We start from the raw sequence: 13207 nt of genomic DNA on the forward strand, positions 1-13207 counted from the left end.
CTGTATCGGGCTTTCGGGGGATTGTGGCAGGCCTATGGACAGCTCTGTTCACGCATTAAGGCTAACGGTAACAGATCGTGTTTGGGGCGAAGGCGGAAATCTGATCTAAACCAGCGGTTTACCACGAAACCCTGTGAACGATTTTTGACGGGATATCGCCACGGTGTTACCGCATTTCGGCTTCAATAAGCGATGATTAACCATTAGGATCGATATTCGGATGTGAGGATGACACATCCGTTTGGACAAATCCGGGGACAAACGGCAGCCTGCAGGGCCTTTTGATTTGAACAGAATCGAACGACACACGAACGGGCGGCACGATCACGTGAGCGTCTGGCCGAAATGGCTGGCGGTGTTGATTGTCGCTTTTGGTTTTGTTGCCGCGGCCGCCACCGGAGCCAGCGCGGAAACACGTTCGCTGAAGCTCTATCACCTCCACACCCACGAGAAGGCCGAGATCGTCTACAAGCGCAACGGCCGCTACGTTCCCGAGGGTCTCAGGAAGATCAACATCATTCTGCGCGACTGGCGCCGCAACGAGCCGACCAAGATGGATCCGCGTCTGCTGGATCTGGTCTGGGAGGCGTATCGGGAAAGCGGCGCCACGGACTACATCCAGGTCGTCTGCGGCTATCGCTCGCCGTCGACGAACTCGATGCTGCGCAGCCGCAGCAGGGGCGTCGCCGAGAAGAGCCAGCACATGCTCGGCAAGGCGATGGATTTTTATATTCCCGGCGTGCCGCTGAAGAAGCTGCGCAACATCGGTCTCAAGATGCAGGGCGGTGGCGTCGGTTACTATCCGTCATCCGGTTCGCCGTTCGTCCATATGGATGTCGGCAATGTGCGTCATTGGCCCGGCATCAGCCGCCAGGAACTGGTCAGCCTGTTCCCCAATGGCAAGACGCTGCATGTGCCGAGCGACGGCAGGCCGCTGCCCGGCTTTGAGCAGGCGCTCGCCTCCTACAAGGCGCGCAAGGGTTCAGGTGCTCCGGCCATCGAGTTGGCCAGCGCCGGCGGCAGCAGCAAGAAATCAGGTGGGTTCCTGTCGGCTTTCTTTGGCGGCGGCGACGACGAGGCCGACGACAGCGCCGATGTCGAGACAGCTTCGGCTGCACCCCCACCCAAGGCCAGAAACCTGAAGCCGGCCGCGGCAGCCAAGACCAGCAACCTCCCGGGCATCACCATCGTGGCGCCGGAGAATGCGCAGCGCGCCGAAATTCCGCAGGTGACCGAGGAGCAGGCTCCGGAGCCGGAACAGGATACGCCGGAGACGATCATCGCGGCGCTGCCGGCACGCAGCGTTCCGCTGCCTGATTTCGCACCGCGGCCGAAGGCCGACGTCGGCGCCCAGCCACCTGAGAACGTGCCTTTTGCCATGGCCGATGCGACAGCCACCACAGAGCAAGCCGTGGCGACCGCACACGCGCCGGCGAACGTTCCTTTCGGCATGGCCGATGTAACGGCTGCCGATGCAACGGCTTCGGCTGATCCGGCCCAGGTCGCGGTCAACAACATACCGTTGCCGACATGGCGTCCCGACACTTCGCTGCCGGCCGCTCTGGCTCCGCCGCCCAGCAAGGACGTGCTGATGGCGCTGGCCGAGACGGCTGATCACGGCAAGACCGCGACCGATGCGTTCTCGGTGCTGCCGACCGCGCGCCCCGAGATGACCAGGCCGGATGCGGTCAAGGCCGTGCTCGACGAGGCCAATGCCCAGGTCGGCGCGGCCGACGCGTATCAGGTTGCCTCCTTGTCCGAGTCCGAGCCGCGTTCGGCCTTCAACGACCCGTCGGGCACTGATGCTGCAACGCCGCGCGAGGCTGTCGCTGCCCGCCCGGCCGGCTCCGATCCGGCCGCCGCGATCGGCGCCGGCGTCAAGACGACCCGTAAGGAATCGAGAGCCACGGCCCGCGACCTGAAGCCAGGTCCCAAGGCCATGGTGGTTGCCGCCGCGCCGCAGGCCGCCCGCTGGGCGCTGACCAGCGGCGAGCATGTCGCCGCCGTGTCAAGCTCGACGACGGCGCCCGGCTACGCCTACAGCATCGTGCACACGCCGCCGAGCGAGGTCTACACCGCCGGCTTCCAGCCGAGCAACCAGGTGGCCGATGCCAACCGCTTCACCGGCAACGCCGTCAAGTTCATGTCGGTCGCCCGCTTCCAGACGAAGTGACGACCAATCAACCGACAAAGCCGCGCCAGGTAACCTGCGCGGCTTTTTGTTGCGCGGCCGCGCCGCTCGCCGCGGGTCCAATCACGCCGGTCTGACATTGCCGTGATCGCGGAACGGCCTGGCTTTTCTATTGGCATGGGTCATCGCATTGGCAACCGCTTCGGCGGCCATCGCCCCTACGCAGGCCGAGACCATTGTCGTCAAGACCAACGACCATATGCACATGAAGAAGCACTGCAGGACCAAGCTGGTGACGACCTGGAAGCACCATCACAAGATGGTCAGGGAGGTCAGGGTCTGCAACTGATCCCAGCCCAGGGCAGCTCTGGTAAAACATCTGGCAAAACCCGGTCGACGCAAGTCGGCCGGGTTTTTCATGTCGTGGTGAAAGCCCTATTTTGCGAGCTTGCTCGCCGCGCGCGCCAAGGCTTCGATCTCGTCCCACTTGCCGGCCTTGACCAAATCATCGGGCGCCACCCAGGAGCCGCCGACGCAGACCACGTTGGGCAGGCTGAGATAGTCGGCCGCGTTCTTGGCCGAGATACCGCCGGTCGGGCAGAATTTCACATCGGCGAGCGGCGAGGCGAAGGCCTTGAGCGAAGCGATGCCGCCCGACTGCTCGGCCGGGAAGAATTTGAGAAAGCGCAAGCCGGCTTCCCGCGCCGCCATGATCTCGCCAGGCGTGATGGCGCCAGGCAGCAACGGAACATCGCTGTCGGCGGCTACCGCCAGAAGCTCGCGGGTGATGCCGGGGCTGACGATGAACCGAGAGCCGGCGCTGGCGGCCTCTTCGAACTGTCTGCTATCGAGAATGGTGCCGGCACCGACGATGGCTTCCTCGACTTCACCAGCCACCCGCCGGATCGCTTCCAGCGCGTCGGCGGTCCTCAGCGTGATCTCGATTGCCGGCAGGCCGCCGCGTGCGAGGGCGCGCGCCAGCGGCACGGCATTGGCGACATCAGAGATCTTCAGCACCGGGATGACCGGCTGGCCGTTGAGGAGCGACAGGAGTTTTTCGGTCTTGCTGGGCATCTGTCTCTCCGTGGCGTGGGACAATTCAACCGATTAGCAGACGGGTGTTTTTCTGTCCATGAAACGAAGCGTGTCGCGATGTCACGCACGGTCGATGCTTGCCGGGATTCCGGCTCTGCCTTGAATCGGCTTGCGTGAGCGTTTAGTGGCTTCGGCAATGACATCACTTCTACCCCTTCGCGTTGCCGCGCTCTACCGATTTGCTCGGCTCGACGCCTTCGAAGAGCTGCGCGCGCCGCTTGCGACCTTCTGTTGTGGGCGCGGCATCAAGGGCACGCTGCTTCTGGCGCATGAAGGCATCAACGGCACCGTTGCCGGCAGCGAAACGGCGATTGCTGAACTGCTCTTGTATCTCGAAGCCATCGAAGGGCTCGCCGGCCTCGAGGTCAAATACAGCGTTGCTGCGGAAATGCCGTTCCACCGCATGAAGGTGCGGCTGAAGCGCGAGATCGTCACCATGGGTGTCGATGACATCGACCCATCGAAAAGCGCCGGCACCTATGTCGCGCCGGCCGACTGGAACGCGCTGATTTCGCAGCCCGATACTGTCATCATCGACACGCGCAATGCCTACGAGGTGTCGATCGGCACTTTCAAGGGTGCGATCGATCCGGCCACCGCAAGCTTTCGTGAGTTCCCGGCCTGGGTGGAAGCGCACCGGGCGGAGTTCGAAGGCCGCAAGGTCGCGATGTTCTGCACCGGCGGTATCCGCTGCGAAAAGGCGACCGCCTATGTCAGGTCGCTCGGCTTCGAGGATGTCTTTCACCTCAAGGGCGGCATCCTCAAATATTTGGAAGAGGTTCCGGCCGAACAGAGCCTCTGGCAAGGCGAGTGCTTCGTCTTCGACGAGCGGGTTTCGGTATCGCACGGCCTCGCCGAGGGCGAGGCGGAACTGTGCCGCGCCTGCCGCCATCCGCTGACCGAAAGCGAGCGATCGTCACCGAAATTTACCGCCGGTGTTTCGTGCCCGCATTGCTTCGATGCGCGTTCGGACGAAGACCGTCAGCGTTATGCCGAACGCCAGCGGCAAGTCGAACTCGCCGCGGCACGGGGCAGGGGCCGGCATATCGGATCTTGATCCGGGCATCGAGCCACGGCAAAGCGGCTGCCTGTCATTGCAATGTCGAGTTTCGGGACCTACGTCTTCGACGTTCGAAACCTGCCCGTTCGGCCGGGCAAATGCTGGAGGCACTGAATGTTCGATCCCAAGAAGCTTCTCGACGATCTGCTCGGTTCGCAAATCCCCGGCACCAGCGGCACCGTCCGCGACAAGGCGGGTCAGGCCGTGCAGATGGCCAAGGACAATCCGCTGGCCGCCGGCGCCTTGGCCGCCGTGCTGCTCGGAACCGGCGCCGGCCGTGAGGTGACGGGCGCCGCGGTGAAGCTTGGTGGACTGGCCGCGATCGGCGGCCTTGCCTACAAGGCCTACCAGAACTACAAGGCCGGCAACGCACCTGCGGAGGCGCCGGCGGCCGGCGAACCGGAATTGCTGCCGCCGCCCAAGGACACCGCCTTCCACCCGTCGCAGGCGCCACAGGGCGAGGACGAATTCACCCTGACCCTGGTGCGGGCGATGATTTCGGCGGCGAAGGCCGATGGCCATATCGACGATGACGAGCGCCAGAAGATCGCCGGCAAGCTCAGTGTCGCCGGCATAGGCTCCGATGCCGAAAAATTCCTGATGGCGGAGCTGGCAAGCCCGCTCGACCTAGACATGCTGGTGGCCGGCGCCAAGACCGACGCGCAGAAGCTCGAACTCTATACAGCGTCGCGCCTGACCATCGATCCCGACACACGCGCCGAGCGTGGCTATTTGGACCTGCTTGCCGGCCGGCTTGGCCTGCCGGACGCGCTGGTCGACCATGTCGAGGCGACGGTTTCGGCGGCCAAGGTGCCAGCCAAGGCGGGGACTTCACCCAATCCGCGCTGGTAGATCAAAACGGCACAGGGCCGCCTTTTCCGGTGTTAACTTTTCGTTAACCCAGCAAGCGCATCATTCTAGACAGTCGGATCGGCTTTCCTCCTCCCAAGCCCGGTTCAGATCAGGGCGGTCGCCAATGACCGCCCTTTTTGTCGGCAAGTGTGTTCTTGCACCTCTCCGGCTTGTCACAGCTGCGATCATTTGCGATGGCTGAGGCGGCGTCACGGAGGACAGTCATGACCGAGCAAAAAACAGCCATCGTAACCGGCGCCGGCACGGGCATCGGCAAGAGCGTCGCCACGGCGCTGCTCAAGGCCGGCTGGAACACGGTGTTCTGCGGACGCCGCAAATCCGTGCTGGATGCAGCGGTCGCCGAGGCCGGCCGCACCGATGCCAGGGCATTGGCGGTTGCCTGCGACATCTCCAAGGCTGAGCAGGTCGACGATCTGTTCGAGACGGTGGCGGAGGCCTTCGGCCGTGTCGACCTGCTCTTCAACAATGCCGGCATGGGCTACAAGTCGACGCCGATCGACGAGATCCCGGTCGAGGTGTGGAACGATATCGTCGGGGTCAACCTCACCGGTTCGTTCCTGTGCGCCCGCGCTGCCTTCGGCGCCATGCGCAAGCAGAAGCCGATGGGCGGCCGCATCATCAACAACGGTTCGGTGTCGGCCTATGCGCCACGTCCAGGCTCGGTCCCCTACACGGCGACCAAGCATGCCATCACAGGACTGACCAAGACGCTGGCGCTCGACGGAAGGCCCTATGACATCGCCTGCGGTCAGATCGACATCGGCAACGCGCTGACCGACATGGCGCAGCCGATGACGGTCGGCGTGCCGCAGGCCAACGGCTCGATATCAGCCGAAGCGGTGATGGACGTTCAGCGCGTTGCCGATGCCGTCGTCCACATGGCCAGCCTGCCGCTCGACGCCAATGTGCTGTTCATGACCGTGATGGCGACCAAGATGCCCTTTGTCGGGCGTGGGTGAGCAGCCCGGTTCGCGTAAGCGAATTCATCGTGCCAGTGGCACGATGAAAGGCCGGCGAACGGTGAAGACCCGGTCCGCCTTTCGGGCGGATCAAAGGGTCCAGTGGACCTTTTGAAGGGGCTGAACGCCCGAAAGGGCTAAAGGACGCTGCGAAGCAGCGGGGACCCAGCCGGATGGTTTTATTTCCCCGCCAGCGGCACGCCGGGCTTGAAAAGCAGAATGGGCCTGATCTCGTAGACGGCGGTAGGATTGACGCGGCGAAGGTCGCGGGCGATCGCGATGGCGTCGTCTCTCATGGTGCAGTCGACCACATAGAGGCCGAGCAACTGTTCCTTGGTTTCGGCGAAAGGGCCGTCGATGATCATGCCGTCGCCCGGGCCGCGCAGCGTGCAGGCATCCTGTGTCGCCCCCAGACGCGCGGAGGGTCCAAGCGTGCCTTCCTCATGAAGCCGGGTGTTGATCTTCAGCAGGTCGGCCATCAGCGCTGCATCTTCCTGCGGCGTCAGCGCCTTGATCGCATCTTCCACGTGATAGGCAAGGATTGCATAGAACATCTGAGGCACCCGCTTCGATCCGGATCCAGGGAGCGTAGCTGTTCCCAACACGCACGCCCAGCCCTGGCCGTGGCCTCTCCGGACGGATCATGACACCATCATTGTCGCCAGCCACAACCACCCGGAAAGAGGCCACCGGCCCGCTTTGAAGCTCATTTCGCCAGGAACGCTCCGATCCGCTCCAGCGCGCGCAAAATGTTCTCCTCGGAATTGGCGTAGGAGAGCCTGATATAGCCTTCGCCGAGAATGCCGAAATCGGGACCGCCGATGAGCGCAACGCCGGCCTCGTCGAGCAGCGCCGAAGCAAGCTTCTTTGCCTTCCAGCCGGTCTTCGAGACGTTGGGGAAGGCGTAGAATGCGCCCTTGGGCGTGATGCAGGAAATGTTGGGCAGGGCGTTCAATCCCTCGACAACGATCTTCCGGCGGTTGTCGAAGGCGCGCATCATCTTGTCGACGTCGTCCTGCGGGCCGTCGATGGCCGCGATGCCGGCAAACTGGCTCGGCGCGTTGACGCAGGACCAGCAATTGACCGCCAGCTTGCGCACCTTGTCGTAGAGATGGGCGCCCTTGTCGCCATTCGGCCAGATCGACCAGCCCATGCGCCAGCCGGTCATCGCCCAGGTCTTCGACCAGCCGTTGAGCACGATCAGCCGGTCGCGGATCTCGGGAAAGCCAAGCAGCGAGCAATGCGTCTCGCCGTCATAGGTCATGACGTCGTAGATCTCGTCGGAGAGGATGGCGACGTGGGGATGCTTCTCCAGCCCCTTGACCAGCTTCTCGATCTCGGCGCGCGGCGTGACGCCGCCGGTCGGGTTGGCTGGCGAGTTGAGGATCAACAGCCTGGTCTTCGAGGTGATCAGCGCCAGCGTCTCCTCGGCGGAGAAGGCAAAGCCGTTTTCCTCGCGCATCGGCACGGGAATAGGTGCTGCGCCGGTGAACTCGATCATCGAACGGTAGATCGGGAAGCCCGGGTCGGGATAGAGGATCTCGGCGCCAGGCTCGCCGAACATCAGGATGGCGGCGAACATGGTTGGCTTGCCGCCGGGCAGGATCATCACCGTTTCGGGCGATATTTCGACACCGGTGGTGGTCAGCGTGCGCCGCACCACCGCCTCGCGCGTCGCCAAAAGGCCATTGGCCGGCGTGTAGCCGTGGTGGCCGTCGCGCAGCGCCTTGATCGCCGCCTCGACGATGTGCTGCGGCGTCTTGAAGTCCGGCTGGCCGATGCCAAGATTGACGATGTCGCGGCCTTGGCTCGCCAGGGCTGTCGCCCGCGCCAGGACGGCAAAGGCGTTTTCCTCGCCAAGACGGTCGAAGGCCGAAATCGTGTGGAGCATTTTTCCCGTCCGTGTGGTTCTTGCTGTTGGGTCGCGTTTTTGTGAGCGTCCAACCGCAAATGTCAAACGGATTGGAGTCTTTGGTGTCGGAAAATCTTGCGGATTGGCAGCCACGCCCGCGTCCGGAACGCAAAGTTCTGGACGGGCGCACTGTGCGGCTTGAGCCGTTGAGTGCTGAAAAGCACGGTGATGGCCTGTATGAGGCATCGGCCGTCGCCGATGGCGATACGCGGTTTCGCTGGCTTTTCGACACCGTGCCGGAGACCCGCGCCGATCTACAGCCATGGCTGGAAAAATCGGCCGCGAGCGAAGATCCGCTGTTCTTCGCGGTTGTCGACAAGGCCAGCGGCAAGATCGCAGGACGCCAGACGCTGATGCGCATCGACCCTGCCTATGGCGTCATCGAGATCGGCAACATCTATTGGGGACCGCTCATCTCGCGCAAGCCAGCGGCGACGGAAGCGCAGTTCCTGTTCATGAAGTACATCTTCGACGAACTTGGCTATCGCCGCTACGAATGGAAGTGCAACAACCGCAACGAGCCATCGAAGCGGGCGGCCGAACGGTTCGGCTTCAAGTTCGAGGGCATTTTCCGCCAGCATCTCATCGTCAAGGGTGAAAACCGCGATACCGCGTGGTATTCGATCATCGACAAGGAGTGGCCGGCCTTAAGCAAAGCCTATGAGGCGTGGCTCGATCCGGCCAATTTCGATGGCGACGGCCAACAGAAGCGACGGCTCGAGGATTGTCGCGCGGAATTCGGCGCGTAGCTTACGGCGCGTAACGGGAGTTGCCATTGGCACATACCCACGATCACAGCGGGCACGATCACACGGGGCACGATCATGGGCCCGGCCATGTGCATGGTTCGACCGACAAGAAGCGCGTGCTGATCGCGGCCTGCCTGACCGGCGGCTTCATGGTCGCCGAGGCGCTTGGCGGCATCCTCACCGGGTCGCTGGCGCTGCTGGCCGATGCCGGCCACATGCTCGCCGATTCGATCGCGCTCGGCCTTGCCTGGTATGCGTTTCATCTTGCGGGGCGACCGGCGACGGGTCGTCTCACCTACGGCTTCGGCCGGGTCAAGACGCTGGTGGCCTATACCAACGGCATTGCCATCTTCGTCATCGCGCTGTGGATCGTCTACGAAGCCTGGGGGCGCCTGCAGGCGCCGGCTCCGGTGCTTGGCGGACCGATGCTGGCGGTGGCGATCCTCGGTCTGCTTGTCAACATCGGCTCGTTCTTCGTGCTGCATGGCGGCGACCGCGAGAGCCTGAACATGCGCGGCGCCATCCTGCATGTGCTCGGCGACCTGCTCGGCTCGGCCGCGGCGATCGTTGCGGCGCTGGTCATCCTGGCGACCGGCTGGACGCCGATCGACCCGATCCTGTCGGTCCTGGTCTCGCTGCTGATCCTGTACACGGCGTGGTCGCTGATGCGTGAAGCCGCCCATGTCCTGCTCGAGGGCGTGCCGCCAAGCCTCGACCGCGATCTGATCGCCAGGGACATCGCGGCGACGGTCGTGGGGGTACGCGAAGTGCATCACATGCATGTCTGGTCGCTCGACGGGACCAGCAACATGGCGACGCTGCATGCCTGCCTCGACGAGGGCGTCGATGCGCACCAGGCGGTCAGCGCCATCAAGAAGCGGCTTGCCAGCGAGCACGCCATCAGCCATGCCACCGTGGAACCAGAATTCGGACAGTGCGCCGACGATGGCGATGATCACGAGCACGATCACGATCACGAGCACGACCATGAGCACGGGCACGAGCATGACGCGGCCGCGCATCACGACCACCATCATTAGGATCGGATCGATTGGTCCGACCTCAGGAGTTCCAAAACCTTGAAAACCACCTTTACGAACGCTCGCTGCCTGGACGCGGCATGATGGATCGCGACACCAGGAACGCGGTCATTGCCGCAGTGTGGATCATGCTGCTGTTCGGTATCGGCGCCTACTATCTGCCGACCGTGATGTTGGCTCTTGGCAGTCTTTCGACCGTGCTGGCCGGTGCCTTTGGTGTCGTCTTCGTGCTGGCGTTTTTCTTGGTGTTCTGGCTGCGGGCCCGCAACCAGCGCAAAAATCAGGGTAAATAGGGATTTCGACATGCGCATTCTGATCACTGGCGCCGCGGGTATGGTCGGCCGCAAGCTCATTGCCCGGTTGGCCAAGGACGGCACGCTGCGCGGCAGCAAGATCACCGCGCTCGATCTGCACGACATCGTGCCGCCGCAGGCACCTAGCATGGACGGCGTAAGCGTCACCCTCCACACCGGGGATCTCGCCGAGGCGGGTGCCGCTGAGCGCCTGGTCGCGTCGCGTCCCGATGTCGTCTTTCATCTCGCGGGCATCGTATCGGGCGAGGCGGAAGCCAATTTCGATCTCGGCTACCGCGTCAATCTCGACGGCACTCGGGCGCTGTTCGATGCCATCCGGCTGGCGGGCTTTGCGCCGCGTGTCGTCTTCACCTCGTCGATCGCGGTGTTCGGCGCGCCGTTCCCGGATGTCATACCGGACGAATTCCATCCGACGCCGCTGACCTCCTACGGCACCCAGAAGCAGATGAGCGAAGCGCTGCTGGCCGACTATTCCAGGCGCGGTTTCTTCGACGGCATCGGCATCCGGCTGCCAACCATCTGTGTGCGGCCGGGCAAGCCGAACAAGGCGGCGTCCGGCTTCTTCTCAGGCATCATCCGCGAGCCTTTGAGCGGCCACGAGGCGATCCTGCCGGTGCCGCGCTCGGTCGTGCACACGCACGCCAGCCCGCGCTCGGCGGTCAATTTCCTGATCCATGCGGCAGGGATCGACGGCAGCGCCGTCGGGCCGCGCCGCAACCTGACGATGCCCGGCGTCGCCGTCACCGTTGGCGAGCAGATCGAGGCACTGGAACGCATCGCCGGCCCGAAGGTGGCCGGTTTGATACGCGAAGAGCCGGACGCGACGATCTGGGCGATCGTCAAGGGCTGGCCGACGCGGTTCGAGGCGCGGCGCTCACGGGAACTGGGCTTCAGTGCCGAAAAGAGTTTTGACGAGATCATCCGCGCTCATATCGAGGATGAGCTCGGCGGCAAGGTGTATTGATATTCAGGTGATGCCGGCCGGCGAACGGCTGATACCTGCGCTTCCCCGTTCTACTGCGTCGCAGTAGAACTGTGCTCACGTACTTAAGTACGCTCCGCTCCGGTTCTCGGTATCAACCGTTCTCGGCACGGCCTGACCTGAATCTCAACACACCTTCGGGCGCTACTTATGGGTTAAACGCTGCCCGTTAGGCTGGCCGACAGCAGCAGCAGTCCGAACAGGAACACGAAGGCGGCGCCACCGATTTCGACGATCGAGTGGATGCGGTTGCCCATGCGGCCGTCACCGGCGAAATACACCGCCCAGTTCTTGGCGGTCACCGCAAGTGTCGCCAGCGCCGAAACGGTGATCGCGGTGCCGAGCGACATCGCCAGCACCGACAGCAGGCCGCCGAGCCACAGCCCGTTGAGCAAGGCGAAGCTGAGCACGATCAACGCACCGGAGCAGGGGCGGATGCCGACCGCCGCCACCGCCGACCAGGCCGTGCGCCAGTCGAAGCGGTCGCCCGACAGCAGTGCCGGATCGGGTGCGTGCGAATGGCCGCAAGTGTCGCAGACCTCGCCCGCCGCGTGATCGTGATGCGCATGGTCATGGGAATGGTCCTGTACCGCATGGTTGTGATCGGCATGGGCGTGAAGCGCATGTGAATGGGCATGCGCCGAATGGTCGTGAGCAGCGTGCGAATGACCGGTGTGCGAATGACCGACGTGAGAATGGCCCCCATGCGAATGGCCGCCATGCGAATGACCCGCATGGGCCGCCGACAGGCTGTAGGCCGGGCCTCTTCCAAACAGACGCAGAATGGAAGGACCGAGCTTGCGCCACAAAAGCCAGGCGCCGAACAAGGTGACGAAGACATAGCTCATGATTTCCATGAACCAGGCCGCGTCGGTCATCGAAACGGTGGTGCCGCGCAGGACGAAATAGGCGAGCAGCATCACGGCGATCGCGGTCAGGCCCTGCAGCAGCGCCGAGACAAAGGACAGCAGGATGCCGCGCCGCAGCGCCACTTCATTGGCAACCATGTAGGACGAGATCACCGCCTTGCCGTGGCCGGGGCCGGCGGCATGGAAAATGCCGTAGGCGAAGGACAGGCCGATGAGTATCCAGATCTTGCTGCCGTCCTGGCGCATCGCCTTCATCGCCGTCGCCAGCGCGCGGTAGAATTCCTGCTGCCTGAGATTGATCCACATCAGGATGTGGGCGAACGGGCCGGTGGTGGGCGCCATGCCGTCATTGACGCCGATGCCGAGCGAACTCTGGGCATGGGCGGTGTTGGCAAAATGCATCATGACGACGGTGACGGCCAACAGGCCGAATGCCAAACGCAGGGACGGTTTCGTCACCGGCTTCATCCTTCTGGCTGACAGGTCAGTTCGAGCTTGGTGGCGAAGATCTTGCTCATGTCGGTGCCGGTCGGATCGTTGAAAAAGGCATCGGTGAGGGTCTTCTGGTTTTCTTTGATTGCCTCGTCCGGGTCCGGACGGACGACCTTGCTGGTGCAGTTCGACGGCAGGCCTTCAACGGTGATGTTGGAGTCCTCGGTGAAGTCGATCGCCGTATAGAAGGTCGGATCGTAGACGCCGATATCGATCTTGCCGTTGAGCTTGATCGGCACCTTCGGTTCGGATTCGAACAGGATGATCAGCTGGTCGTTGTCGAAATTGGCCATCAGATGCGGTGGTGGCGTCATCGCCACGTCCTTGCCGTCGACGGTGACGAGCTGGAAATAGTTGAATTCGGCCAGCGAGGCATGAACGGTGTCGGCGACTTCCTTCAGCTCCTTGTCGTCGAGCTTCAGGTCGGAGTTCTTGTCGAACTCCATCATCACCGTCGAGGAAAACAGATCGTCGAAGCGCCAGAGGTGACGCAGCGCCTTCACACTTTGGTGATCCGGGGAGAGGATCACGTCGAGGCGGGCCTCGGCGAAGACGTGTGGATGCACGTAAGCCGGCCCCGTGGCGGCAAAGGTCGCCGCCAAGGCCGAAGTCAGCATGATTGCGTGCCGTTTCAGGTGCATTCTCGGTCGCGATTCCATCGGCCTCGGAGAGATGTCGAGAGTTACCAGAAAGGGGGCGAAATTGGGACCGCTGCTGCGTGTCGCCAAAAG

14 protein-coding genes are annotated in these 13207 nt (G+C 63.3%); 9 read left to right on the plus strand and 5 right to left on the minus strand.

Going from position 1 to position 13207, the window contains the following annotated elements; genetic code table 11:
* The first annotated feature begins 328 nt into the window (after positions 1 to 328).
* Positions 329 to 2173 carry a DUF882 domain-containing protein gene (locus tag HB777_01655; protein QND62744.1) on the plus strand — a complete coding sequence of 615 codons (1845 nt, stop codon included), beginning with the start codon at positions 329 to 331 and terminating at the stop codon, positions 2171 to 2173.
* 118 nt (positions 2174 to 2291) lie between these two features.
* Positions 2292 to 2480, plus strand: coding sequence for a hypothetical protein (locus tag HB777_01660; protein ID QND68610.1), 189 nt, complete (start codon positions 2292 to 2294; stop codon positions 2478 to 2480).
* 86 nt (positions 2481 to 2566) lie between these two features.
* Here the strand turns inward: HB777_01660 and HB777_01665 are convergent, their stop codons facing one another.
* Positions 2567 to 3205, minus strand: a complete 639-nt coding sequence (locus HB777_01665; protein QND62745.1) for a 2-dehydro-3-deoxy-phosphogluconate aldolase — start codon at positions 3203 to 3205, stop codon at positions 2567 to 2569.
* A gap of 157 nt (positions 3206 to 3362) precedes the next feature.
* Here HB777_01665 and HB777_01670 point away from each other — a divergent pair, with 157 nt between their 5' ends.
* The 3 genes from HB777_01670 (at position 3363) to HB777_01680 (ending at position 6118) form a co-directional block, all read left to right on the plus strand.
* Positions 3363 to 4283 carry a rhodanese-related sulfurtransferase gene (locus HB777_01670; GenBank protein ID QND62746.1) on the plus strand — a complete coding sequence of 307 codons (921 nt, stop codon included), beginning with the start codon at positions 3363 to 3365 and terminating at the stop codon, positions 4281 to 4283.
* 117 nt (positions 4284 to 4400) lie between these two features.
* Positions 4401 to 5138, plus strand: coding sequence for a tellurite resistance TerB family protein (locus HB777_01675; protein QND62747.1), 738 nt, complete (start codon positions 4401 to 4403; stop codon positions 5136 to 5138).
* A 224-nt stretch (positions 5139 to 5362) separates the two neighbouring features.
* Positions 5363 to 6118: an SDR family oxidoreductase gene (locus HB777_01680; protein QND62748.1), complete on the plus strand. Its 756-nt coding sequence runs from the start codon at positions 5363 to 5365 to the stop codon at positions 6116 to 6118.
* 179 nt (positions 6119 to 6297) lie between these two features.
* Here HB777_01680 and HB777_01685 read toward each other — a convergent pair whose 3' ends face one another.
* Positions 6298 to 6672, minus strand: coding sequence for a YciI family protein (locus HB777_01685; GenBank protein QND62749.1), 375 nt, complete (start codon positions 6670 to 6672; stop codon positions 6298 to 6300).
* Between the two features lie 152 nt (positions 6673 to 6824).
* Complete coding sequence (locus HB777_01690) at positions 6825 to 8009, minus strand: pyridoxal phosphate-dependent aminotransferase (protein QND62750.1); 1185 nt, start codon at positions 8007 to 8009, stop codon at positions 6825 to 6827.
* A gap of 83 nt (positions 8010 to 8092) precedes the next feature.
* Here HB777_01690 and HB777_01695 point away from each other — a divergent pair, with 83 nt between their 5' ends.
* The 4 genes from HB777_01695 to HB777_01710 all read left to right on the plus strand — a co-directional run bounded on the left by HB777_01695 (position 8093) and on the right by HB777_01710 (position 11097).
* Positions 8093 to 8779, plus strand: coding sequence for a GNAT family N-acetyltransferase (locus HB777_01695; GenBank protein ID QND62751.1), 687 nt, complete (start codon positions 8093 to 8095; stop codon positions 8777 to 8779).
* A gap of 26 nt (positions 8780 to 8805) precedes the next feature.
* Entirely contained in the window at positions 8806 to 9819 is a 1014-nt protein-coding gene (locus tag HB777_01700) for a cation transporter (protein QND62752.1), read from the plus strand.
* 83 nt (positions 9820 to 9902) lie between these two features.
* Positions 9903 to 10112 (plus strand): hypothetical protein, encoded by a 210-nt coding sequence (locus tag HB777_01705; protein ID QND68611.1) that lies wholly within the window; start codon positions 9903 to 9905, stop codon positions 10110 to 10112.
* 10 nt (positions 10113 to 10122) lie between these two features.
* Positions 10123 to 11097, plus strand: a complete 975-nt coding sequence (locus tag HB777_01710) for an SDR family oxidoreductase (GenBank protein QND62753.1) — start codon at positions 10123 to 10125, stop codon at positions 11095 to 11097.
* A gap of 173 nt (positions 11098 to 11270) precedes the next feature.
* On the opposite strand, the gene HB777_01715 is transcribed toward HB777_01710, so the two are convergent.
* Entirely contained in the window at positions 11271 to 12452 is a 1182-nt protein-coding gene (locus HB777_01715; protein QND62754.1) for a nickel/cobalt transporter, read from the minus strand.
* Positions 12449 to 13117 carry a DUF1007 family protein gene (locus tag HB777_01720; protein ID QND62755.1) on the minus strand — a complete coding sequence of 223 codons (669 nt, stop codon included), beginning with the start codon at positions 13115 to 13117 and terminating at the stop codon, positions 12449 to 12451. The genes HB777_01715 and HB777_01720 overlap by 4 nt, the downstream gene beginning before the upstream one ends.
* Between the last annotated feature and the right edge of the window lie 90 nt (positions 13118 to 13207).

It is taken from the genome of Mesorhizobium loti (assembly GCA_014189435.1).
Lineage (GTDB): Bacteria > Pseudomonadota > Alphaproteobacteria > Rhizobiales > Rhizobiaceae > Mesorhizobium > Mesorhizobium loti_G.

Excerpts from the sequence above, each read along its gene's own strand:
- HB777_01665 (QND62745.1), bottom strand. The coding sequence starts at position 3,205 with ATGCCCAGCAAGACCGAAAAACTCCTGTCGCTCCTCAACGGCCAGCCG.
- HB777_01670 (QND62746.1), top strand. The coding sequence starts at position 3,363 with ATGACATCACTTCTACCCCTTCGCGTTGCCGCGCTCTACCGATTTGCT.
- HB777_01675 (QND62747.1), top strand. The coding sequence starts at position 4,401 with ATGTTCGATCCCAAGAAGCTTCTCGACGATCTGCTCGGTTCGCAAATC.
- HB777_01680 (QND62748.1), top strand. The coding sequence starts at position 5,363 with ATGACCGAGCAAAAAACAGCCATCGTAACCGGCGCCGGCACGGGCATC.
- HB777_01685 (QND62749.1), bottom strand. The coding sequence starts at position 6,672 with ATGTTCTATGCAATCCTTGCCTATCACGTGGAAGATGCGATCAAGGCG.
- HB777_01690 (QND62750.1), bottom strand. The coding sequence starts at position 8,009 with ATGCTCCACACGATTTCGGCCTTCGACCGTCTTGGCGAGGAAAACGCC.
- HB777_01705 (QND68611.1), top strand. The coding sequence starts at position 9,903 with ATGGATCGCGACACCAGGAACGCGGTCATTGCCGCAGTGTGGATCATG.
- HB777_01710 (QND62753.1), top strand. The coding sequence starts at position 10,123 with ATGCGCATTCTGATCACTGGCGCCGCGGGTATGGTCGGCCGCAAGCTC.
- HB777_01715 (QND62754.1), bottom strand. The coding sequence starts at position 12,452 with ATGAAGCCGGTGACGAAACCGTCCCTGCGTTTGGCATTCGGCCTGTTG.
- HB777_01720 (QND62755.1), bottom strand. The coding sequence starts at position 13,117 with ATGCACCTGAAACGGCACGCAATCATGCTGACTTCGGCCTTGGCGGCG.